Origin of the sequence: Synechococcus sp. M16CYN (assembly GCF_040371545.1) — a bacterium.
GTDB lineage: Bacteria > Cyanobacteriota > Cyanobacteriia > PCC-6307 > Cyanobiaceae > Parasynechococcus.
Genome location: NZ_AP029048.1, coordinates 1,508,750 through 1,531,476 on the forward strand (window position 1 = coordinate 1,508,750; position 22,727 = coordinate 1,531,476).

Here is a 22,727-nt window from a genome sequence, read left to right on the forward strand (position 1 = left end):
TTGTCTAGCTATGGCTATAAATACTAAGCAAGAAACGTAGTACTGATTGCGACTAATTGATCTCCAATCGAAAGTTTGATAGTTGTAACTTCATCCATGGCTGCATCTTTTCAGAAATAGCCTTTTTTGGGGGTGTTATTTCCCCACCTTTAAGTTTGGATAAACGACTATGGCTTCCATAACATAGAAAAATGGCATTTGCAGTCGTTCCATGTAGGTCAGCTAACTACCTTGCTTCCAATATCCAATAGATTTTACTGGCCTGGTAGCTTGAAAGCTCCATTAAGCGATGTCTCTCTGTAAAATAAGAAAATAGGTTGCTCCTGACTTTACTTTCAACGCCATAGTAATTATTAGTTTTCACATGAGACACCATCTCTCTTCTGCAACATCTAACTCGCCAAGCAACGACCAAATGCCCAAGGATTGGAAAAACCTGTAAAGATAAGATTGCTTATACGGCTCAGATCAATGAATAAAAACAGCTACCTTATTGAAGCTGGTTTAATTGCCGAAGCAATCGAACTCCTGGCTGATCGACTACAACCAGATGTGATTAGGGCGGCGCGAAGAGATGATGTAGGTCAGCGCCATTTGGATCGCATCGAATACGCCCTTGGTACAATTGGTAAAGCATTAATTCTTACCGACTATACTATCGATCAGGACAAAGATATGGACAAGCTCAAAGCATTCCGAGAGTCACAGCAGGTCATGGAATAAGGCTTAATCAAGCTTTAGATCAACACGAATAGCCTCGATAAGCTCAGATTAATCAGCGGCGTCATCTTTTTTATCTAATTATTCATGACCAATTAATGAACCAATAATTAAGAATATTCAATTCATGCGGTAATAGTCGTTTTCGACAGTTCCGATTAGGAATTATCGGTCAGTTTAGTCCAAAGCTGGTTGCTGCATTTTCCTAAAACCATTAGCTAAAAAAGCAATGTGTCCCAATGAGCGCCTAACTTAATCTAGATTTTCACTGGAGGCTAAGACATCAAACGTCTACCAAGGATCATAATGAATTACCGTAGTTTTCAACGTATGACTTAAGGTCTCTCAAGGGAGAGTATAGCCAATGATGAGACGCCTCTTCAATGTCCTCTTTAAACAGGTTCAGCGCGTCAAAAAGGGTAAACGTTGAATTTTGGACGCAAATATGATTTTTCCTCTCATTAGTGATTACTATTGAGAACAGCTGTTCAAACCCGGGTGTCGCTGTCCTCAGCGCCTACTACTGACGACGGATCTTTGGAGAATGGGTTGCATCAAGACGGTCGGCGTTTAACTCTCCAACGCAAACGTGTACTCGAATTATTCGAGCGGCGTGGTTCTGGCTGTCACCTCAGTGCTGAAGAAGTGCATCAGCAACTCGTTGATCTAAAACTCAAGGTTTCTCTCGCCACGGTTTACCGTACCTTGCGACTTCTTGCCGATATGGATTTCCTGCAGGAACTGGAACTGAGTGAAGGGGGACGCCGCTTTGAGTTGTCTGTTGATGACCACAGGAAACACCATCATGTAGTTTGCATTCGCTGTGGACTTACTGAAGAATTCGAAAATGATCGTGTGCTCGAAGCAGGAGCCGAGGCTGCTCGCGAATTCGGCTTTAAGTTAATCGAATCAAGCCTGAACGTCCGGGCGATCTGCAGTGATTGTCAAACCTGAATCCTCAGAGCTTATTGCGTATGTTCATTGCAAGGCATCCAATAGTCGTGTCCCATACGATGGACGCCTTGGCAGCCAAGTTTGCGAGCTTGTTCCTCAGCTTGATCCCGCGATGGATACGCGAGAGAGCGGGGGTTTGTGGTGGAGTGGATTTGGATCAAACCCATGCTCATCGGTCCGGCAGTGAAAACCCCCATTGTGTTCACACCCACTGCAATTAATCCCATCCCCACAATCGCAGCATTAAACACACCCATGGCAACGACACCAACAGAAACAACGCCCATCGGCACAACACCAATAGAAATTACTCCCATCGGCACAATACCAATGGCGATGGTTCCCATCGGAGCTACGCCGATGGCAATTCGCTTTAGACGACTGTCGCAATCACGACCCACAGCCATAGATCAACGTTCCTGACCATGAGTGACATCGTGCCTTCTGCAAACCATCCATATGTCACTCATGCGGTAAGCACCTTGAGTACCCCCGCAGCCAAAGTCGGGAATAGCGGTTCTGGCCTCCGCTTCAGCTCTAAACATGGCTCACTCGGACTAGCGTGACCCACTTGGGCTGATCTTGTGTTGAGGGTTAGTAGTGGCTCTCAAGAGTATTAGATCCACTGCGCCAATCATTAGTCGAACAAAAATCATGAGTACACTTGACATCAAAGCCCCCTCTATCATGCCCGAGCAGATCTGAATCAAACCTGAAGAGCTCCCCCGCAGCTTGAGCCAGAGCCGGCCGTGCATCCAAAACAATGGCGGCCCGTATGAATCGGGTCATCGCTAAAATCGGCGTCGGAATTGACGAGGTCACGGAGGTGACGAATCAAGCCTGGCCGAGGCAAACTTAGTTGCTGGTTAAAATCGCAGTCGTATAGCCAACCTTCCCAGTCGATACTGAGGAGATGTCGACACATGACAGCTTCAAGGTTGGCTGGGTTGTAAGCCTTTTCGAGCACGCGCCAGTACTCCTCCAGACTATCGCTAAGTTCCAGCTGGCGAGCAAACCGCTGGATAGGCATATTGACCAGGGTGAGCAATCGATCAAACCGAATACCAAATCGAGCCAACTCTCTTTTGTAATCAGCCTCTAGGGCTGCTTGCGGGGCAGGAAGCGTCGCACCCGGCGGGTTATATACGAGATTGAGAGATCGCAACGGATCACCGTCCCCATAGCCGAGGGAATTGAGCTGACGCAGGCCGCTAATGCTCCGCTCAAACACGCCGCTGCCACGTTGGCGGTCAACGTTGCCGGCAGTGTGACAGGGCAGTGAGGCCATAATGGTTACATTGTGTTCTGCTAGAAAATCGGCGAGGTTTTCTTGACCCGGTTCACTCAGAATGGTGAGGTTGCATCGATCAATTACCGCCACCCCTGCGGTGCGAGCCTGAAGTACAAGCTGGCGGAATCCAGGATGTAGTTCTGGCGCACCTCCGGTGAGGTCCAAATATTTGATTTGGTGCCGCTTCAACGCTAAAGGGATGAGTTCCAACAGTTCTATAGCCATCATTTCAGTCCGAGTCGGGCCTGCGTTGACGTGACAATGAGCGCAGCTCTGGTTGCAGCGATAGCCCAAGTTGACCTGAAGCGTGGTTAATCTGCTTCGTCGCAGTGCGGGAAACAGTACAGAGTTGAGGGTCAATGTGACACACTCCAACGGGATCTTCTGATCTTTTCAGACCGAGTTGATAATCGAAACCTTAGATCATTCCAGTTGCAAGCAGCATTAACAATCAATCGCTTGAGTTATCTTGGTGTGGACGAAGTTACCGGATACAAAACAGGTTTAAGGAAATCCTCGTAATAAAGCCATCTTGATCTTGTTTCGGGTTTGAGTAGTCCCCCATACTGGATGCATTAGGATACCTTGTCTGACTTGCGCCGATTTCCTCCATCGATTCTAAGTCTGATATCTGAACTGATGGGTGATGAGTTGCACCTAATGGACACGCGTAAATCTAGCTAGATAATGCTGAGCCGTTTCAGACAATTTCGCCGATGTCGCAGTCAAAGAGTGCACTATTGTGGCCTCAATAAAGTTTTTATACGATCGCTAAAAAACAAAATCTTGGGCGCGCTAAGTTTCCGGTGGCACACTTATAATAGCGTCATTGTAAACCTGCGATAGTTTATAGGCAGAGTTTTACAGAAATTAAAGGAAATGGAAGCCTCGATTGCTCCATCCTATTCCCTTAGATATGATGATAGTGCAATAACCTCCCTTAATTTTCAATGCAGTTTAGAGGAGAAACAACTGCGTTCTAGTAGCAGGACGAGCCCGGTTAAGATCTGACCAGGGAGATGCTTTAGGTCGTAGATACAGTGATCTAGTCTTTGCCTGCATCGAGGATTTCGGAGTGATACGAACCGCTGTCTAGATTAGTTAAGCAAAGGTTGGAGTACTTACAGACGCCGTGTCCATAGCGAATCAATTGTCCCTAGTGAGCAAAATTAGCCAGGTTAACTGACTAAAGAGGGTGATTTCGCCCTAACTCAGACTGAAATGTAAGTCTGCGAATAAAGATTGTGTCAGAATTACTTGATGTGATAGTAAATAATTTAGCGTCAGTAATCAATTCAATCCAGACTGTGATTTATTCGCAATAGTAGAGGAATGCACCTTCGCCAGTTGCTGGAACCAGGTGATGTATTGATCTGGGCCACCAAGCATTAACACATTCAATTGTAAGGGGTCGTTCGCATCGGTTATTCCAGCTAGGAATGGATGACTGAGGCTGGGGCGATCCACTTCACCATGGCTGCTATCCACAAGCACCACCCGGTTGGCTCGTCCACTCCAAGTCCCCAATGTTTGAAGCAGGGTAAGAAAGCCACGATCACTTCCTCCACGCAACCAACCAGAATCATCGTCAGCACGGTTAGAGGTGACGGTGTCACCAACCCCTACCAGCAAAGGCATCCGTTCTGCTGGGATCCGATCTTGCACAAGCTTTAGCAAATCGGTTTGGTTATTTGGCGCAATGCGCACATTGAATTCCTCACCAAAAGGAACCTCCCCATAGTGACAGGCCATGTATTGATTGAGCAGAACCAGCAAACCAGCCTCTTTGAGTGAACCGCTAAGCATGAATTGGATATCCGTGGTTCCTACATCACCGGCAACCGCTGGCTTTAGTCGTTCCAAGCCATCGGCATCACATCCAAGGTTAGGGGCCACATGCAAAAAGAATGAGCCCGCCAGACCTTGCTGTACCGCTTCTGTCAATAGCTCTCCCATCAATTGCTGAAGCAAACCCTGTAATGCTTGCTGCCGTACTACATCATCAGGGATCTGTGCAAACACACCGTTGAGGTTCACGGTAGGGGACATCTGAGTATCGAGCACAGCGGTATGGGCCAATTGGGTCAACTGATCCGGTGAAAATTCAGGGAGAAGGTAAGATAAACCTCTCCTCAGCAGCTCCTCCATACGATGTGGAGCTGCTGTTAAAAATGCTATCTCGGCTTCACTCACGCCCGGATTGCTCACTTGTCCATAACGATTTTGCAGTTGAACACCACCGGCTGCCAGTCCGGGTAAGTACAAACCATTACGCGCTGGGTGCAAATCGTTACCAAGCGCTTGTTCCACAACTCGATTAACGCCCCGGCGCCCCTCATGTTCGCCATTGGTCAGTACTGCGAAACTATCCCCGAATTGAGCCGCCGCAGTCACATAAGATGCGTCTATACGCCGGTTGAGCGGATCCTGAACCAGCTGCATACAAACCCCATCAAGGTCTTGTACAATCAACAGATCTTTGACACCGCGGAGCTCCTGAAGCAGTTGATGAGAGCTGAGGCGTTGCATGATCATGGCTTCATCGAGGCGCCACCCTCTCATGCTTGACGCATCGAACCAAAGAGAACGCGGTCATGACTGACTTGAAATGTTGGTGAATGCAAATGCACCCCACCTGGACTGAACAGTGGTGGCCGATCGCCTATCTCCAGGATCTGAATCGTTCAAAACCCAACCGATTCACGCTGCTGGAACGAGACTTAGTAATCTGGTGGGATACTTCGGGTGAGGTAAGCCGTTGGCGGGTATTCCCTGATATCTGCCCACACAGACTGGTACCCCTCAGCGAAGGGAGAATTAATAGCAACGGATTCCTGGAATGCCCTTATCACGGCTGGAGCTTTGACGGGCAAGGTCATTGTCGTTCGATCCCGCAAGCTGCGAAAAACACTAAATCAGAATCACGTCGCTCACGCTGCACCAGCCTTCCTGCCGCTACGGGGCAGGGGCTGTTATTTGTCTGGATGGGAGCTCCTGAGACTGCTAATCCACAACGGTTACCCCTAGTGCCAATTTTAAAGGAGGATCCAAACAGCTGGACAGTGCAAGATACGTTTCGCGATTTACCTATGGATGCGGTAACGCTACTTGAGAATGTGCTGGATGTGAGCCATATTCCGTTTACCCATCACAAAACTGTCGGTAAACGAGAGAATGCCGCCCCGGTAGAAGCAACGATCACTAGCGAAGACAAGGACGGTTTCGATATCTTTTGGGAGGAGGGTCCTCGTAGGGGCAAACTTGGTTCCCAATCCACCCGATTCCAAGCTCCACAACTGATGTGGCATGACCTTACAGCGAAAGGCTTCGGTCGCATCCTCACGATTGTCTACGCGGTACCAATACGGAGGGGCCAATGCCGTTTATTTGCTCGCTTTCCCTTCCAGTTCCAATCTGCTGCGCTAAGAGTGTTGATTGGTTTACGACCTCGATGGCTCCAGCATATTGGTAACCACAAAGTAATCGAGGATGATCAAGTATTTTTGCACTGGCAAGAACGAGCTTTGGAAAATGCTGGAGGCAGTCCAGCCGCAGAACGAGCTTTCTATATGCCCAATACGGCTGACGTCTATGTCACAGCACTACACCGCTGGCTCGATAGTCACGGCGGAGAACCATTTGCTGGAAAACCGTTACCCGAACGCCAACAAACAACTGCTCTAATGGATCGATTTCATAGTCATACCAAAATCTGTATCAGCTGTTCGTCCGCTTTGAGGCGAATCCGCACTACTCGCCCGTGGGTCTGGGGATTTCTCTGGGGTTCTTCGGCTCTCATAGGACTCGGTCAGGGAAATCAATGGAGTGCAATTGGCCTTGTTGTAGCAGTAACAGCAGGGATTACACTGCGTCAACTCTTTAAATGGGAGCTGGGGTTAACAACAGGAAGTGGGAAAGCTCCCCGCAACCATTAGCCGCCGATTAAGAGTAATGACATGGCTCCGCCATAAGCGCTTACCTTGATAGCCATGTTCACCGTCACTGTATTACGGGCTGCGATAGCCGATGACTTTCACGATCCTTCAGATCTTAACAAAGTCATTACAAAATTTGGTCTCTTTATTAGCATTTATTATACTCGACACAAACGCACCCGTCCTTGAATAATCAAATTATTAGAGTCCTTACCAAGGATGTACATGTGCAAACCACGGAAACCGACCAAGAAGCTTCTAGTACGACTGTTGCATTCGCTATAAGAATTAAGTCTCGATCAATCTCAAAATTGGCATCGACTTTCAACTGGCTTGTTTAGGCAAGTGCAGCCCCCTCCTAATTAGGAGGGGGCTCGACGCACGAAACTACAACAAGTTAGCAGTAAGCCAACAGTAGATTTCAAACAAATCGATAACATCGAATCCAAAATTTTGAAAATCACTACAACACTTTTAACTCAATCCATACCGCCCGCCTTACCGCAGGGCGAGCGCCAGTAAATTGTGGAAATCAAGACCTGTGAACAGTGATATAGGCAAGCGAGGGGAATGGTGCAACCCGCCTCTTTCTACTGACAACTGACATCGGGGATGGTCGGGTATCAGCTGAAAACCAATAATTGAGCTCTCCCATTAGCCGTATAAATTTGCGTTTATCAATTGCTGATCGCTAACAAAACGATAGCCAACATCACGCCCGGGGAGAACAATCATTGAGATGCCAGTGATTGCCAGACAAGCGTGCTGGTCTCATTAAGATGGCGTTCAGTTAGATTAGGTTGATCCGCTCCGAATTCGAACAGTGCCAATGGCTGTTTACCGAGCTCCTAAAGGGTGCCGTCTACTAGCATGGATAGCCTTTTAGTAAGGACTCTGCAGACAGGTAGTTGGACTCATGGTACCGATTCCCCCTTGAATCGGGATCACTAACCTCCTGCTAATACTTTTCTCATTGAGGTCTAGCAGTACATAGAGACCCGCGTGCGGGTGCCGATACACAACATGAACGTCGTCGAAATGGTTCAGGAGCTGATCAGTTTTACGAACGGCACTGCTTAGGCTGAATGCCATGCGCAATTCCTTCTTCGACCAGAGCCTAGACGCAGAGTCCATCCGACATCGGGTTCAGGAGTTAGTGGCAGGAAAGGTGGGCTTCTATAGCGTTGGCTTGTATCCCGCTTCGCTTGCTTACAACTGCGCTATGCAGAACGAAGCAGGTCGGTTGCTTTTGGCTCCGCGCCCAGGCCGTGAGTTACTTGGGGCTTTCCCGAAGGAATCGATCAAAAACATGGATCCTGGTCATGTGGAGACCATGCTTGACATGAGTACTCATCGCATAGGCAGCGATCGAATCCCCAACACACTGGAAGACCTGATTCGACGTTGTGATCTGTTAGTGCTTAGTGCCAATAGCAATCATGTAGAGGAAGACCTGTTTGAAGCCTGTCAGTTGCGAGAGGAACTGAATCGACAACAAGTTGTGTTGGCATGCTTGGCTGGCTCTTTCAATCACGATCCCATTAGCAATAGCGCTTATGTGTTGTGTGAGAAGCAGCCCAATCTGGCTTTCTTTTCAGGTTTCCATCGCCATGGTGCCCTTAGAAATCCTTTCGACAGCTTTACTGCCAACTTTTGTCACCCCAACGCTCTTACAGCGATGTTCGGCGCACAGCTGCTAGATCAACTTTCACCTAATATCCAAGTTGCTGCCGGAGTCCACAACGTCGAAGGGCAATACATTAAAGCTGCTAAAAACATGGCCTCAGTCTTTGCCGGTTTTGGTTACACCTTCCATCAAGACAATCCAGGCATGCTTCCCACGTTGTTAACTCTGCTTTTAGATCAATGTTTGGATCAAGCCGCGACTGTTTCAATGGTGCGTCCGGACCGACAAAAGCTTTACCATCGACAACCAATTCCCCTAACCGAGCTTGGCTATGCTGTGCCCCGAATTGAGGCTACATTGGCGCGCGATGGTTATTTCGAGGAGGTGCGCGATCATACATTCAGCCAACTGACGGCGATGGTGGCTGATGTTCGCGGCAGCATGATGCTGCCAGCCTCTGGAAGCCCCACACGAAACTTTCAAGCAGGTCAGGTACTTGCTAGACATATGCGTAAAGAGGGACGTTGTCCCAATTCCATGACAGAGTTGAAGCAGTGGTGTGAGGCAGCTGGCATGCGCAAAGGTGGCCTCGAGGGATTGAAGTCATTGCGTTACTGGCCACAAATCGCGCGTAAATATGCCATCCCAGTGCACGATGCATCTATGGTGAATTTGCTGTATATGGCCATCTACGGTCGTCCCGGAGTTAAGGAAACAGCTTTCCACGTCATGACAGAGAGCCGAGAACTTTCTAGTTACTGCCAGGAGTCAGTACGGCCTAGCCACAGTCGACGCTACGGGGAAGCACTACAAAACTTAGAGGTACCTGAAGCACTCGACCTGGTTGTGAATGCTGTGATCGCTGACCAAGCCCGCCAAGCCATGGGTAGCGAGGTCACACTGGATGAAGTTAACGAAGCTGGTGTGCCTGCCTATTTGCAGCTGATGGATGTCATTGAAAGTCAGATGGACAGTTAGTGACGCCTGCATCCATTCATCAGAAGGAATCTTGATGAATGGATGCAGGCGGGGTTACTGAATTGAGGCCCTTGCAACTACCAATGATCGACGGTCTCAAAACCATCGCCGATCACCTTCATCCTAGCTAAGAGCCTCAGCACAACAATCTTTAATCAATCCTGATCTACGTAATGCTTAGTTCCTAGGTTTTGGCAGAGTGGACTGGCGAATGAAACAGCGTCTGGCATCACTGCTATCAAAGCTCAGATGTGCGGCAACTTGCAACCATACGCCTAAAATAAATTGATTCGTACATACAATCACCTTCTTGCTCTGGAGCTGCAAACAACGACCTACACCTTTTCTTATGGGGTAGCGTACAGCTTCCTCAAGTTTATCGTTCTTTCAAATCTCTGTAAAAATAAGTTTAGCTATTCACCGATCAACGCATTGGGCGCCGACGTCTAACCTGGGTTTAGGCTCGACACTTTCAGCAAGTGCCCAAGGAAACTTCCCACCGCGGTGATGAACTGAAAAGTCTCGGCTGGACTAAGCTTGACGTTGCACGATACATCGAACTCTGGGAATATCGGCAGCGCTGGGGAGCAATGAATCTTGAGCGGGAAGACCGCTTGTTTTTACGCAAAGCAGAGAACGCTCTGCCCAAAATCTTGTCCGGGCGATCTGCCGCTAGAAAGCTGCTCAAAGACAAGAGCTATTACGGCTGGCTACGTTTCCAATGCGGTGCCATGATGACTGCTGAAATTGAAATGCGGTTAAAGGCCGGCGAGAGAGGTGCTTGGCCTGTACTGCTGGAGTCCGAGCTACGCATCCTCGACTACTACGAGCCGGTACTGGGACTGCCAGACACTCTTAAGGCAAGAGCCCTCTGTCCAATCCGTGAAGCCTTGGCTACTCAAGCAGCTGCCTTTGGCAAAGTCAGAATCTATGACTTTCAAGCTGCACTCAATGAGCTAAAAGCAAAAGAAAACAATCGATGGAAGCACTTACGCGATGTAGACGCCAATGATCACACGTATCCTGTGCTGAACATTGATAACGTCGAGGTCTTCCGTCATAAAGCGCACCACGAGATCCACAGTCTGATTCGCGATACCTTTCCTTCCCTAGCAGGAACCGATAAACCTGCGATGTCAGACTTCTAGGGACGACTAGAACTAGATCATTGCTCATCGATCTGGTCTGATGTCCCAGCGTTTCGAGACCCTTCAGCTCCACGCAGGTCATTCACCTGATATTGCCACCAACTCCAGAGCAGTTCCTATTTACCAAACCAGCTCTTATGTCTTCAATGATGCTGAGCACGGGGCTGATTTGTTTGGGCTTAAGGAGTTTGGGAATATTTACACCCGTTTAATGAACCCTACAACGGATGTTTTGGAAAAAAGAGTTGCAGCCCTGGAAGGGGGCGTAGCCGCAGTGGCGACCGCTTCAGGCCAATCGGCTCAGCTCTTAGCCATTACTAATTGTATGCAAGCAGGAGACAACTTTGTTTCCACATCCTACTTATATGGCGGTACTTACAACCAGTTCAAAGTCCAGTTTCCCCGATTCGGCATCGACGTTCGTTTCGCTGATGGCGATGAAATTGATAGCTTCGCCTCGCAAATCGACGACAAAACCAAGGCTATTTATGTCGAAGCGATGGGAAATCCCCGTTTCAACATTCCTGATTTCGAAGGCTTGTCTGCCCTTGCCAAAGCATGTGGGATTCCGTTAATTGTAGATAACACCCTTGGTGCCGCAGGTGCCCTCCTACGACCAATTGAACATGGTGCTAATGTGGTGGTGGAAAGTGCAACCAAATGGATTGGTGGCCACGGCACTAGCCTGGGTGGAGTGATTGTGGATGCGGGAACCTTTAATTGGGGCAACGGCAAATTTCCCTTAATGAGTCAGCCGAGTGCGGCGTATCATGGTTTCGTGCATTGGGATTCCTTTGGCTTCGGCAGCAACATCTGCCAGATGCTTGGGCTGCCCGCCGACCGCAACGTGGCTTTCGCCTTGCGAGCACGCGTGGAGTGCCTCCGTGACTGGGGGCCAGCGATTAGTCCCTTCAACAGTTTCATGCTTCTTCAGGGGCTTGAAACCCTCAGCCTTCGTGTTGAGCGCCACACCGAGAACGCCATGTCTATGGCTAACTGGTTGAACGAGCATCCCAAAGTTGCTCACGTCAGCTATCCCGGTCTCCCAAGTGACCCATATCACGAGGCCGCTAAAAAGTACCTCACCGGTCGCGGTATGGGCTGCATGTTGATGTTCTCTTTGAAGGGTGGCTTTGACGACGCTGTGCAATTCATTAACAGCCTAAAGCTCGCCAGCCATCTGGCCAATGTTGGAGACGCTAAAACCCTCGTTATTCATCCAGCTTCTACCACTCACCAACAGTTGAGCAAAGAGGAGCAAGCCTCAGCAGGCGTAACTCCCACCATGGTCCGGGTGTCGGTTGGTATCGAACACATCGATGATATCAAGGCCGACTTCAAACAGGCCTTCGCGAACCTCAGCTGACTTATTGACATCGATTAGAGATCCATGGCGCTCATTCTTCCTCGGGGTTATCACAAAATCCCAGCGGTCGAACATAACAGGATCTCCTGGATCGAAGCCAAACAGGCTGAGCTCCAAGACATCCGCCCGCTTCGTATTGGCATACTCAACATTATGCCTCTGGGAAAGCAGTATGAATTCAACCTATTGCACCCCCTGGGGTTATCTGTGCTGCAGATAGAACCGATATGGATCCGTTTGACTTCTCATGCTTATAAAAGTTGGGACCAGGATCACTTAAATCAGCTCTATGTCTCATGGGACGAAGCATTATCCCAAGGGCCTCTAGATGGCTTGATAATCACCGGCGCACCTGTAGAACATCTACCGTTTGAACAAGTGAGCTATTGGAAGGAGCTCACCAAGCTCATTGGGGAAGCTCGACATAGCTGCGCCAGCACACTGGGTCTTTGCTGGGCAGGTTTTGCCTTGGCCTGCCTGGCAGGTGTAGACAAAGTCTCATTTGACAACAAACTATTCGGGATCTACCCAATGCGGAGTTTGGTGCCTGGCCACCCCTTGATGGGAACCCAGGACGATAAGTTTGTTTGCCCGCAAAGTCGCCATGCAGGTTTATTGGATTCAGCCATGGAATCAGCCCAGCGCCAAGGTCGCTTACGCCTTTTAGCTCATGGCGAAAAAGTGGGCTACACGATCTTCGAAACGCCCGACCAGCGGCAACTGATGCACCTTGGTCATCCCGAGTACAACGTTGGGCGGATTATTAGCGAAATGGAGCGGGATCAGGCTAGGGGTGATGTCTCACTTCCTGAGAATTTTGATCCGGACCACACTCAAACTCTTTGGCGTTCTCACCGTAATCTTTTGTTCCAACAATGGTTGTGGTTCTGCTACCAGCGCGTATCCTTAATCTATTAGTGAGATTAACGAGTCCTAATCTGATGCTCAAAGTTATCTATTGAACCGACTCAGCAATCACAACTAGTAGGAGAGAATGAAGCTTTGTCTACCGAACGGGTTTGTGAAACTAATTTTGAGGCGGGCCGATCAGCGGATTTGCGATCTAATTCACGCTCCAAAGACATCACCCGTCTTGCTTTAAGGCAATGACGGCAACCACCAAGAGTCTGAAGATGCTTTTCAGGTGTGATGTTGATTTCCTCTACTGGATGATGTCTGCAATAGATCTTGACAGGACTCTTGTAACTCCGCCAAATTACAGAGTCATAACTGTACTGATTTCCAAAACGCTGCTGAGCACGTTTTAGAAACTCATCCCGACTAACGCGTGTTCCCATATAGATGAATGTATAAGAGTGTTTGACTCAAAGGCCAACCTTGTCATCCGAAGTTATGAATGGACTCAGCCAGCATCCTTGCTCCTAGGCCAGATTGGTCACTTCTTCCGGGTTGGCTTTCAGTAAACGAAGCAAGAAAATGGCAACAGCTTCTACGCTACAACATTTGTTGGCAACAACCGATCGTGCAGGTGTATGGCAAATATCATATCGTGCCACGTCAAACAGTTTTTCTCGCGCAGTTAGGATTACGCTATCGCTACAGTGGCTTAGTTCATATTGGCGAAGGATGGCCTGATTGGTGTATACCACTAGTAGAGCAGGTAAGCTATGTTTGCCGGACCTCATTTAACGGCTGTCTGCTGAATCTTTATCGCCACGGCAATGATCATATGGGCTGGCACACCGATAACGAAACTGAGATTGACCAGACTCAACCTATCGCCTCACTTTCCTTAGGATCCACCCGAGACTTTCGACTCAAATATCGGGCCGATCCAACTCAGCAGAAAAGCATTCCGCTCGCGAACGGTGACTTGTTAATCATGCATCCTGGTTGCCAGCAAAGGTGGATACATAGTGTGCCCCAACGCCGAAAAGTAAAAACAGCCCGAATCAATCTTACTTTCCGCCGTTACTTTCAAAAGCGTTGAACTCAAAAGATCACCTAAGGCACGAAACCTCAAAATAATATTGTCAGTGATTATGAGCGCCTCAGAGCAGTAAGGTAAAAAGCAGGAGCTATTGGTACTTCTAAGTAAGCGGTTGTCAGCAATACAGTTACCCAGCCACGAAAAGAGGGAAGAGAACCAAAAACAATCAGATTGCCAACTACTAGGCAACAATCTCTGAACACAACCAATGCTGCAATGCTAGCGGGCTTAATATACTTCCGCATTGAGGCCACTTCTCGACAAAAGCCTCATCACGCTGATAGGTACACTAGAACGCACTAAAGGGATAATCAAATCTCCCACTAGGCTTAGATTATGTTCTACTTTAACCAAAAAATTGATCAGTAAATAGAGAAACAATTTAGGTGGAAAGTGTAGAACAAACACTGTATACGGTACATTGATAGTCTGTGAATGCTTCTGATGTTCCGAAACAGCAATGGTTTACGTAAGCGTGCATACCTTATACAATTCTTCGAAAGTTTCGAATATCTCCATAGCTGCGCCAAGCAAGCTAATGTTTCGACTTTTGGTGCAGAACAAAGTCGACTCGAAATCAAACGCAAGATTAGTTGGTCTTCGATAGATCCAGAGTTCTAGTTTCCTATAATGCACAAAGCTTTGCAAGCACTTCTATTATTCTGAAATAATTGAGAAAATTAAGCGTACAAATCATGCTATCTGACTGAGAAAACGTCGGCTGCGCTCTTCTTTAGCATGATTGAAGAATGTGTCTGGATCTGATGTCTCCACTACTTGGCCCTGGTCTATAAATATCACCCGATCTGCTACCTCTCGGGCAAAGCCAAGTTCGTGAGTCACCACCACCATGGTCATGCTACGGCCGGCCAATCGTCGCATCGCATCCAGCACCTCTTTTACCCACTCAGGGTCTAAAGCACTGGTGGGCTCATCAAAAAGCATTACTTCCGGATTAAGAGCCAAAGCCCGGGCAATGGCGACCCGCTGTTGTTGACCACCACTTAACTGCACTGGATATTTATGAGCTTGCTCGCGGATACCCATTTGATCCAGTAGCTCGATGGCCTGATACTCGGCTTCGAGCTTTGGGCGGTTCTGCACCTTCATAGGCGCCAAGGTGATATTGTCAAGAATCGACAGATGCGGAAAGAGGTTAAATTGTTGAAACACCATTCCCACTCGTCGACGGATCGCACGGACTTGGCGCTCTTCGTGAGCTGCATCTAAGCGAACCCCCAACACATCTAAATCTCCACCATCTAGGGTTTCTAGCCCATTGAATGTGCGAATTAGCGTGCTTTTACCCGAGCCCGAGGGGCCCATCACTACCAGCACTTCCCCTACGCTAACCTCTAGGCTGACGCCATCTAAGACATTTTGACCAGGCAAATAGCTTTTAACTAGGTTGGTAGCACGGATAGCGGTCTTCATTGGATAGAACGGACCGGGTGAAGCTGGATCTCCAGATGACGGGCCAACAAAGCCATTGCCGTACAAGCTAGCCAATAAAATGCAGCTAGCCAAACGTATACTTCGAGGTAACGGCCAATAAAGGCGGGATTCGCTAATAGGCTACGACTGATGCCTAGCAACTCCGCAAGTCCTAAAATTGCTACCAGGCTGGTGTTTTGAAGCAGTCCTACCGCCTGGTTGGTGAGAGCGGGTAGAGCTGCACGTAAGGCTTGAGGCAACACGATAAGTTGCAGAGATTGGCAGGGCGACAAGCCGAGGACCACGGCTGCCTCAAGTTGAGTAGGTGGGATCGACTGAAGACCGCTGCGCACGTCTTCAGCTATGTAAGCCGCCGCAAAAAGGGCGAACGCTAGCACAGCTCGCAGCACCCGATTGATTTCTAATCCCGGGGGAAGAAACAAAGGAATCAATAATTGGCCAAAAAATAACACTGCAATCAACGGAATTGCACGCATCAGCTCGATGTAGACCGTGCTGCTAACGCGCAGTACAGGTAAATCACTGCAACGTCCCAGAGCCAATAGCACCCCAAGCGGCAGAGCCAATAAACCACTGCCAATGGTGAGCAGCAAAGTAAGAGTGAATCCACCCCAGCGCTGAGTCTCCACGGGGAGTAAACCTAATCCCCCGGCAAGCAACCAGATGCCCGCGGGTGCCATTACTATCCAAAGCAACGGCAACGCTTGACGCCAGCCGCCGTGCCGAGGACCCAATAGGGTTATCGCAATTAGAGCAATCACACCAGCAATCCAACACAAAGGACGCCAGCGTTGGTCCTCGGGGTAACTACCCATCGCATAGAGCGGGAGATTTGTAGTCACCACTGTCCAATCAGCCTCATGCAGCAACCAATGCAAGCAAGACCGAGCTGCCCAGCCGATCAGTACCAGTAGCAACAAAGTGAGCGAACGATCAAGCCAACGATTCATTAACGACTTCTCCGCAACTTGGCCAACACGATTCCATTAAGGAACGCCATGCCACTACTAATCAGCAGATTCAACAACAAAAAACTAAGCAGTAACAACAAAAATCCTTCAATGGCGCGGCCTGTCTGAGTGATTGTGGTATCGCTTACGGCATATAAATCGGCGTAGCCGACGGCAATCGCGAGTGTACTGTTCTTTGCTAGATTTAAATATTGGCTGGTAAGTGCAGGCAGTATCGTCGGCAGGGCTTGAGGCAAGACGATCCGACGCAAGCCCAAGCCCTCTGATAAACCAAGGCTTCGAAAGGCTTCCCACTGTCCTTGCGACACAGCGTTAATCCCGCCACGGACGATCTCAGCAATCGACGCTCCCGTAAACACCACTAAACTGATGAGAACAGCACAAAACTCAACACTGAGGTTGAGTCCCAACAGGCGAATACCCTGATTGGAGAAATGGATCAATCCGCCCACCGGAGTGTCTGGCAAACTCAGAAAAGCCACGAAGTACCAAAAGAGCAACTGCAGCAGTAGAGGCACTTGGCGAATCAAGGCCACATAGCCACCTGAGAAACTGCGCAATAGGCGATTCTTGCTGCTGCGAGCCGCACCAGCTGTAACCCCAAGCAGAGTGGCTAGCAACAAGCCAATTGAGATAACCTTGAGGCTGTTGAGCCAGCCGGCTACTAGGGCCCGTGCGTAGCTATTTGTAGGAGAGTAAGGCAACGCGGCTTCACCGAGAGCGAAACCGGCCGGCCGGCCCAACCAGCTGAAATCTAGCCCCAATCCTGTGCGAATCAGATTCACTGTGAGATTGTTTAATAACAATCCGCCCACGATCAGTAACACGACGACGACGTATAGTTGGATAAATAGCCGTCGTTTGCTAGCAATCCGTCGCATCAGGTGAAGGGCGGAGCTATCATCAAACCGCCTTGCGCACTAAGACGATTGGGGCCCCGGGGGATATGTACAGCACTATTAGGGCCGAGATGGCGACTGTAGATCTCACCATAGTTTCCTGTGGCACGAATTACGCGCACAACGAAATCGTTGGGGAGGCTTAACTTGGCTCCTAGTCCGCCTTCGACACCGAGAAAACGACGTAAAGATGCTTGGGATGGGTCTGCTACGGCCTGGTCGAGGACATCTTTGAGGTTCGCCTGAGAAATGCCCCGCTCTTCCGCTTCGATCAGGGCATAAACCACCCAGCTCATCGCATCTACCATACGTTGATCGCCCCCCACAACAGCAGGAGCTAGAGGTTCTTTGCTTAATCGAGTCCTCAGAATTGTGTGTTGTTGTGGATTACTAAATCCAGAACGAACGGATGCCAACTGGGAACGATCTGAGGTCATTGCAGCACACCGACCTTGCAGATAACCACCTACTACCTGATTTAGATCTTGATATTTGATTGGAGTGTAGGGGAGAGACTTGGACGCAAAGGCATCATTCAGATTCTGTTCAGTAGTCGTACCAGACCCCACACAAATCGCTCTTCCTCGTAAATCGCTAATTGAGCGAATACCGCTGGCCGTAGGAACCATTAAACCCTGGCCATCATGAAACACTGTCGGGGCAAAGCTCAAACCGTTGCCACCCTCAGCGTCACGACTGAGGGTGTGCGTGGTATTACGCGATAGCAGATCGATCTCACCAGATCGCAGTGCTGTGAACCGCTCTGGTGCCGTAAGAGGTCGGTACTGCACCTTGGTGCTATCGCCTACAAAGGCCGCTGCTATGGCTTTGCAGATATCCACATCCAAACCGCTGTAGCGACCATCAGGACTGAGAAAACTGAAACCAGGGATTTTTCCGCTAATCCCGCATAGAAGCTTGCCCCTCTGTTGCACTAATTCCAACCTAGAGCCGCTGCCATCACCGAGAGTGGCGCAGCCACTAAGCAAGCCAACTGAACTGGCTAGGACACCGATCAAAATACGAGAAATAGATCGAGTCACCAAGGACAGGACAAATCGGTTCGGAAAGTATCCTGATACCTTTTGGAGATGATCGATGCCGATCATAGAACTCCATAACCAACCATACACTGATCTTGTCGGGCTGAATTTGACAGCAATAGCTAGCACTTGGTAATTAAGATATCGAATATAGCGACAGTGAAAATATGGTCTCTTTCTTAGCGCGCTCTGCAGGAGAAGGTAAAAGTCTTACTCACACTCGTGGCGACATTCGAGCGCTTTGCTTGCTTCTGAGTACCGTTCAAGTGTCATACCCAAATCGTACTCAGACCAATCTGGACAATAAGCGGTTTCGCAAAATGCTTGCCACCCCATCCATGAACCATGGCCTTCAGCCTCTCACCTGAGCATATTAAATCCAGGCAATCGCGGGATTTAGATATTAGGCAGACTCTTGACCTCCAATCCGTTCAAATAAGTCAAGAGTTTCTTTATTCATACCGATTACGTTAACTTCTGAACCACTGAGACGCAGTTTGCGTACTACCCCGTCAAGTGCTGCTACCCCGCTTTGATCCCAAATGTGAGCCTGAGACAGATCTATACTGATCTGCTCAGGATGGTCGTAAATATCAAAACCCTGAGTGAAATAAATGGTGCTCACGAAAAACAGCTGACCGATTACGTGGTAGTGCCATTCTTGATCACTGACCTTTTCTAGTTTTACTTGGATCACCTTGGCAACTTTGCGGCTGAACAAAATACCAGCAAGAGCAACGCCAGCCAAAACGCCAAGCGCAAGATTGTGGGGAGTAGTAAGCATGGTGACTGCGAAGGTCATCACCATCACAGAAGTATCACTCTTGGGGATTCGATGTAGTTTGCGGAGACCGCTGATATCCGCTGTACTCACGGCAATACTGATCATTACAGCCACCAGAGCTGCCATTGGGATCTGTTTCAGCCAAGGTCCCGCACGCAAAATCATGACAAGCAAGCTGACGCCAGAGAAAAAAGTCGAGAGGCGAGTTCGGCCACCATTAACAACATTCATGACCGATTGACCGACTAGCGCACAACCGGCCATGCCGCCAAAGAGAGATGACACGATATTGGCAATACCCTGACCGCGAGCCTCAACGTTTTTATTAGAAGTCGTACCGGTTTTGTTATCAAGGATATCCTGGGTGAGGAAACTCTCCATTAAGCCCACGAGGGAGATAGACAGTGCGGTGGGTAGCACTAGACCAAGGGTTTTGAAGTTGAAGGGAACCCCACTACTTTCGGCGCCAAAAGGAACTCTAAAGACCGGTAAGCCATCCGGAAGGTTGCCCAGACTGCTAACAGTAGGAATGTCAAAGTGGAACCCGATACTGATAGCGGTCAAAACAATGATCGCTATCAGCTGAGAGGGAACTACACGTGTCAGCCGTGGCAATCCATAGATGATCACCAAACCCAGCAATACCAAAGCCCACACCGTCAGCACCTGACCACCGTGAGGCAACAAAAGGTCGGCAACTTGATCTTTCTTCCCTACGTAATTGACCCCAAAACCAAGTTGAGGCAACTGGGCCTGGAAAATTAGCAGAGCTAAAGCATTTACAAATCCACTGAGCACTCCTTGGGGGACAAAACGCATCTGATCTGCGAGGCGCATGTAACCCCAAAGAATTTGAAGTGCCCCTGTTACAAGGCCCGCTACTAACAGGTACTGCACACCCAGGCCTGGTCCGATAGCCTCACCATTGCTTACCAAACCGGTCATCAGGAGCGCTGTAGAGCCGGTTGCGGAGGTGATCATCGCCATCCTTCCACCTACCACTGCAATGGTGAGAGATAGGCAGAATGCGCCGAAGAGACCTACTTCAGGATCAACTCCTGCAATACCGGAAAAAGCAATTGCCTCCGGAATCATGGCGAAGGCTACGACCAACCCTGACAGTAAATCCCTACTGGGATTAGCCAACCACTGATTCACCAGAGTGGAACTGAATCGCTTGGCCATGACCAATGCCGCAGGCTGCCGTGAACGTAAGTCAGAGCGGCGGCAAGTTGCCAGCAGGATCGAACTGTTGCTTTAATGCTTGCAGCCCTGGCAGCCAATACCCAAAGGCCTGTTTGAGCTCGCGTTGATGAAAGGGAAGATGATCATGAAGCTGAGCAAGATGTACGCCCGGACACAGCGGATGCAACACGGACCAAATTGTCTCTAACCACTGCAAACTGCGTTGTCGCATAGCCAAATCCCCGGCAATCCAACTAGCTGTAATCCAGGGTTTCCAAACAGCATCGCGGTGGTGAAACGAGGTAGCATCCTTGGCAGCTAGGGTTGTGGCCCCCCCCAGTTGCTGGCAAGAGAGGCTGCAAGCGGGATGGGGACGCCGCAACATGCAATCTTCCAACAGGGGTATGCAATCTCTCCACCCTTCAGACCGAGCAGGCCCCAGTAAACCCACAACCTCACTATGCAGTCGATCCTTCTCATTCCCTGGTGGAACAAGTGTAGGCAACTGATGCAAGCCACTAATTCCGTAGCACCTGTCAGTACCCGGGTCCTTGCTATGCACCTTCATTAATTCTAACCGATCGTTCGCTCCCCAATGCCACTGCAACGTAGTCGATACATCGGATGCCTCGGCGACTGACATCCAGTCAGGAAGAGCTCTTGGTGGAGCACTGCTTTGTTCAACCCAAAGCGGTGCAAGAGTATGAGTCATAAGACGAACTTCGCTCACTACAGCCAGAAAGGGAGCAGCTCCGCATAAACCACGCCATAGTTCCGATCCCCCATGAAACTCTCGTTGGAGCCAAAATGACTCACCACTACCCCACACTCCGCGAATATCGAGTAGGTGATCAACAGCTAGACCTAACTCGCGACTCCTTGGCCCCATTCCACCGGTCAGAATATAACCAAGTCCGGGCAAACCCGACAATCCTGTAGCAATGGTTTGCTGATAAGGGAGCAAAGCCTGAAGCACCTCTCCCATGCGACACCCACCACCAATCCAGACAGACAGATCAGTATTTTGCCAGGTGATCTGATTCAACTCGGGGCGCAGATTTAACGTCCATTGACCAGCAGCAGCTGATCTTGAACTGGTTCCACCACTACAGATTCGAAATGGCCGTGGCCCGCTCCAATTACTTAGTAAATCCGATAGATCGGAGATCCTTGGATTTAGCAAACCGAGACGGTTGGCATCAGCAGCTTGCGGATTCAGCAGATTAAGAGAGGCCTGATTCATGTCTACATGCCAAATAGGGTCAAACGATTCGTACAGAGAAACAAGCGCCTTGATCGACATCCAAGCTGAATCGGCAAGTGAACGCCTCGGGGTTTTAATCTGCGGCCATGGCAGTCGAAATCATCTTGCTGTTAAAGAATTCGCCCAGATGGTTGAGCAACTGCGACCGCAGCTAGCCCCTATGCCTGTGGAGTACGGCTACCTCGAGTTTGCACAGCCAACCCTAAAAGGGGGTTTGGATTTGCTTCGACAACAGAAGATCAACAAAGTCTTAGCCATTCCCGCAATGTTATTCGCTGCGGGCCACGCCAAGAACGACATCCCCTCGGTATTGAATGACTATTCAGCTAAGACAGGGCTGACTATCAACTATGGCAGCGAATTAGGAGTGGACCGTTTAATGGTTGCTGCCGCGGGTGCACGCGTAAAAGAGGCCTTGCGACGAGTGTCTAACGACATCCCGGTTTCAGAAACGCTCCTGGTTGTGGTTGGACGCGGTTCTTCTGACCCAGATGCTAACTCCAATGTGGTCAAAGTGATGCGAATGCTAGTGGAAGGTTTCGGATTCGGTTGGGGTGAAACCGTCTATTCTGGCGTGACCTTCCCACTTGTAGATCCTGGACTGCGACATGCCGTGCGCTTGGGGTTCCGTCGCATTGTTGTCGTCCCATATTTCCTGTTTTCAGGGGTTCTGATAAGTCGAATTCGCCGGCACACAAACCTGGTTGCTGCAGATCATCCTGAGGTCGAGTTCCTATCGGCCGGCTATCTAGGCAATCACCCAATGGTGCTGAATACCTTTCGCGAGCGCGTGGCAGAGGCGCTTCGTGGAGATACAGCGATGAATTGCTCTTTATGTAAATACCGAGCTCAGGTGCTCGGCTTTGAACATGATGTAGGACGTGCTCAAGAGAGCAATCACTGCCATGTGGAGGGACTGGCAGAGAGCTGCACGCTGTGCGAATGGGAATGCACAGGAGCTTGTCAGCTTGATGATCTATCTACTCGAACCCACAGCCACACCCACCACTGTAGTGATGAGCATAGTGAAGCTCATATCCACCGTGCTTCTTATCCCCATGCTAACCATCCACTCGGTCCTTCAACATTGAGTCAAATCCCATCGACCCTCAGAGATTACCCATAAAAATCTTAAGAAAAAACCAAAAATTTCTTA

At 49.3% G+C, this 22,727-nt stretch carries 24 protein-coding genes; 11 read left to right on the plus strand and 13 right to left on the minus strand.

Translation table 11 applies throughout. From position 1 onward, the window contains the following. The first annotated feature begins 471 nt into the window (after positions 1–471). Together ABWV55_RS07210 and ABWV55_RS07215 are read left to right on the plus strand one after the other, a co-directional pair. Positions 472–723 carry a hypothetical protein gene (locus ABWV55_RS07210; RefSeq protein WP_353291430.1) on the plus strand — a complete coding sequence of 84 codons (252 nt, stop codon included), beginning with the start codon at positions 472–474 and terminating at the stop codon, positions 721–723. 495 nt (positions 724–1,218) lie between these two features. Further along, complete coding sequence (locus ABWV55_RS07215; protein WP_353291431.1) at positions 1,219–1,674, plus strand: Fur family transcriptional regulator; 456 nt, start codon at positions 1,219–1,221, stop codon at positions 1,672–1,674. A gap of 11 nt (positions 1,675–1,685) precedes the next feature. Here ABWV55_RS07215 and ABWV55_RS07220 read toward each other — a convergent pair whose 3' ends face one another. The 4 genes from ABWV55_RS07220 to stpA all read right to left on the minus strand — a co-directional run bounded on the left by ABWV55_RS07220 (position 1,686) and on the right by stpA (position 5,494). Next, positions 1,686–2,081 (minus strand): hypothetical protein, encoded by a 396-nt coding sequence (locus ABWV55_RS07220; RefSeq protein ID WP_353291432.1) that lies wholly within the window; start codon positions 2,079–2,081, stop codon positions 1,686–1,688. A gap of 3 nt (positions 2,082–2,084) precedes the next feature. Beyond that, complete coding sequence (locus tag ABWV55_RS07225; RefSeq protein ID WP_353291433.1) at positions 2,085–2,219, minus strand: hypothetical protein; 135 nt, start codon at positions 2,217–2,219, stop codon at positions 2,085–2,087. A gap of 161 nt (positions 2,220–2,380) precedes the next feature. Further along, the gene (arsS, locus tag ABWV55_RS07230) at positions 2,381–3,325 is read right to left on the minus strand and encodes an arsenosugar biosynthesis radical SAM (seleno)protein ArsS (RefSeq protein WP_353291434.1); all 945 of its coding nucleotides are present in this window, start codon (positions 3,323–3,325) and stop codon (positions 2,381–2,383) included. Positions 3,326–4,255: 930 nt separating this feature from the next. After that, positions 4,256–5,494 carry a glucosylglycerol 3-phosphatase gene (gene stpA / locus ABWV55_RS07235; protein ID WP_353292674.1) on the minus strand — a complete coding sequence of 413 codons (1,239 nt, stop codon included), beginning with the start codon at positions 5,492–5,494 and terminating at the stop codon, positions 4,256–4,258. Between the two features lie 95 nt (positions 5,495–5,589). On the opposite strand from stpA, the gene ABWV55_RS07240 reads away from it, so the two are divergent. Beyond that, positions 5,590–6,900: a Rieske 2Fe-2S domain-containing protein gene (locus ABWV55_RS07240; protein ID WP_353291435.1), complete on the plus strand. Its 1,311-nt coding sequence runs from the start codon at positions 5,590–5,592 to the stop codon at positions 6,898–6,900. A gap of 882 nt (positions 6,901–7,782) precedes the next feature. Here ABWV55_RS07240 and ABWV55_RS07245 read toward each other — a convergent pair. Then, positions 7,783–7,992 carry a hypothetical protein gene (locus ABWV55_RS07245; protein ID WP_353291436.1) on the minus strand — a complete coding sequence of 70 codons (210 nt, stop codon included), beginning with the start codon at positions 7,990–7,992 and terminating at the stop codon, positions 7,783–7,785. Between ABWV55_RS07245 and ABWV55_RS07250 the strand changes: the two genes are divergently transcribed. The 4 genes from ABWV55_RS07250 (at position 7,991) to ABWV55_RS07265 (ending at position 12,937) form a co-directional block, all read left to right on the plus strand. Beyond that, positions 7,991–9,505, plus strand: coding sequence for a hypothetical protein (locus ABWV55_RS07250; RefSeq protein WP_353291437.1), 1,515 nt, complete (start codon positions 7,991–7,993; stop codon positions 9,503–9,505). The genes ABWV55_RS07245 and ABWV55_RS07250 overlap by 2 nt on opposite strands. A gap of 479 nt (positions 9,506–9,984) precedes the next feature. Next, a complete protein-coding gene (locus ABWV55_RS07255) occupies positions 9,985–10,653 on the plus strand; it encodes a hypothetical protein (protein ID WP_353291438.1) in 669 nt (222 codons plus the stop codon). A gap of 40 nt (positions 10,654–10,693) precedes the next feature. Next, positions 10,694–12,019, plus strand: a complete 1,326-nt coding sequence (locus tag ABWV55_RS07260; protein WP_353291439.1) for an O-acetylhomoserine aminocarboxypropyltransferase/cysteine synthase — start codon at positions 10,694–10,696, stop codon at positions 12,017–12,019. A gap of 24 nt (positions 12,020–12,043) precedes the next feature. Further along, positions 12,044–12,937 carry a homoserine O-succinyltransferase gene (locus ABWV55_RS07265; protein ID WP_353291440.1) on the plus strand — a complete coding sequence of 298 codons (894 nt, stop codon included), beginning with the start codon at positions 12,044–12,046 and terminating at the stop codon, positions 12,935–12,937. A gap of 50 nt (positions 12,938–12,987) precedes the next feature. On the opposite strand, the gene ABWV55_RS07270 is transcribed toward ABWV55_RS07265, so the two are convergent. Further along, positions 12,988–13,317 carry a hypothetical protein gene (locus ABWV55_RS07270; RefSeq protein WP_353291441.1) on the minus strand — a complete coding sequence of 110 codons (330 nt, stop codon included), beginning with the start codon at positions 13,315–13,317 and terminating at the stop codon, positions 12,988–12,990. A 59-nt stretch (positions 13,318–13,376) separates the two neighbouring features. Between ABWV55_RS07270 and ABWV55_RS07275 the strand changes: the two genes are divergently transcribed. Further along, a complete protein-coding gene (locus ABWV55_RS07275; protein WP_353291442.1) occupies positions 13,377–13,970 on the plus strand; it encodes an alpha-ketoglutarate-dependent dioxygenase AlkB in 594 nt (197 codons plus the stop codon). A 50-nt stretch (positions 13,971–14,020) separates the two neighbouring features. On the opposite strand, the gene ABWV55_RS07280 is transcribed toward ABWV55_RS07275, so the two are convergent. Continuing rightward, a complete protein-coding gene (locus tag ABWV55_RS07280; protein WP_353291443.1) occupies positions 14,021–14,224 on the minus strand; it encodes a hypothetical protein in 204 nt (67 codons plus the stop codon). A gap of 190 nt (positions 14,225–14,414) precedes the next feature. On the opposite strand from ABWV55_RS07280, the gene ABWV55_RS07285 reads away from it, so the two are divergent. Continuing rightward, positions 14,415–14,591, plus strand: a complete 177-nt coding sequence (locus ABWV55_RS07285) for a hypothetical protein (RefSeq protein WP_353291444.1) — start codon at positions 14,415–14,417, stop codon at positions 14,589–14,591. A 72-nt stretch (positions 14,592–14,663) separates the two neighbouring features. Here ABWV55_RS07285 and ABWV55_RS07290 read toward each other — a convergent pair whose 3' ends face one another. Genes ABWV55_RS07290 through ABWV55_RS07305 form a run of 4 tightly spaced genes read right to left on the minus strand, consistent with a single transcriptional unit; the run spans position 14,664 to position 18,404 of the window. Next, the gene (locus ABWV55_RS07290; RefSeq protein WP_353291445.1) at positions 14,664–15,404 is read right to left on the minus strand and encodes an amino acid ABC transporter ATP-binding protein; all 741 of its coding nucleotides are present in this window, start codon (positions 15,402–15,404) and stop codon (positions 14,664–14,666) included. After that, on the minus strand, positions 15,401–16,375 hold the full coding sequence (locus ABWV55_RS07295; protein ID WP_353291446.1) for an amino acid ABC transporter permease: 975 nt from the start codon (positions 16,373–16,375) through the stop codon (positions 15,401–15,403). The genes ABWV55_RS07290 and ABWV55_RS07295 overlap by 4 nt, the downstream gene beginning before the upstream one ends. Then, positions 16,375–17,277 carry an ABC transporter permease subunit gene (locus tag ABWV55_RS07300; protein ID WP_353291447.1) on the minus strand — a complete coding sequence of 301 codons (903 nt, stop codon included), beginning with the start codon at positions 17,275–17,277 and terminating at the stop codon, positions 16,375–16,377. Before ABWV55_RS07300 ends, ABWV55_RS07295 begins: the two co-directional genes overlap by 1 nt. Then, complete coding sequence (locus ABWV55_RS07305) at positions 17,277–18,404, minus strand: amino acid ABC transporter substrate-binding protein (protein WP_353291448.1); 1,128 nt, start codon at positions 18,402–18,404, stop codon at positions 17,277–17,279. The genes ABWV55_RS07300 and ABWV55_RS07305 overlap by 1 nt, the downstream gene beginning before the upstream one ends. 101 nt (positions 18,405–18,505) lie before the next feature. On the opposite strand from ABWV55_RS07305, the gene ABWV55_RS07310 reads away from it, so the two are divergent. Further along, entirely contained in the window at positions 18,506–18,706 is a 201-nt protein-coding gene (locus tag ABWV55_RS07310; RefSeq protein ID WP_353291449.1) for a hypothetical protein, read from the plus strand. A 35-nt stretch (positions 18,707–18,741) separates the two neighbouring features. Here ABWV55_RS07310 and ABWV55_RS07315 read toward each other — a convergent pair whose 3' ends face one another. Beyond that, positions 18,742–20,307, minus strand: coding sequence for a SulP family inorganic anion transporter (locus tag ABWV55_RS07315; protein WP_353291450.1), 1,566 nt, complete (start codon positions 20,305–20,307; stop codon positions 18,742–18,744). Positions 20,308–20,338: 31 nt separating this feature from the next. Then, entirely contained in the window at positions 20,339–21,610 is a 1,272-nt protein-coding gene (locus ABWV55_RS07320; RefSeq protein ID WP_353291451.1) for an FAD-binding protein, read from the minus strand. On the opposite strand from ABWV55_RS07320, the gene ABWV55_RS07325 reads away from it, so the two are divergent. Continuing rightward, positions 21,600–22,697, plus strand: a complete 1,098-nt coding sequence (locus ABWV55_RS07325; protein WP_353291452.1) for a sirohydrochlorin chelatase — start codon at positions 21,600–21,602, stop codon at positions 22,695–22,697. The two genes, ABWV55_RS07320 and ABWV55_RS07325, sit on opposite strands and share 11 nt — an antisense overlap. Positions 22,698–22,727: the final 30 nt, after the last annotated feature.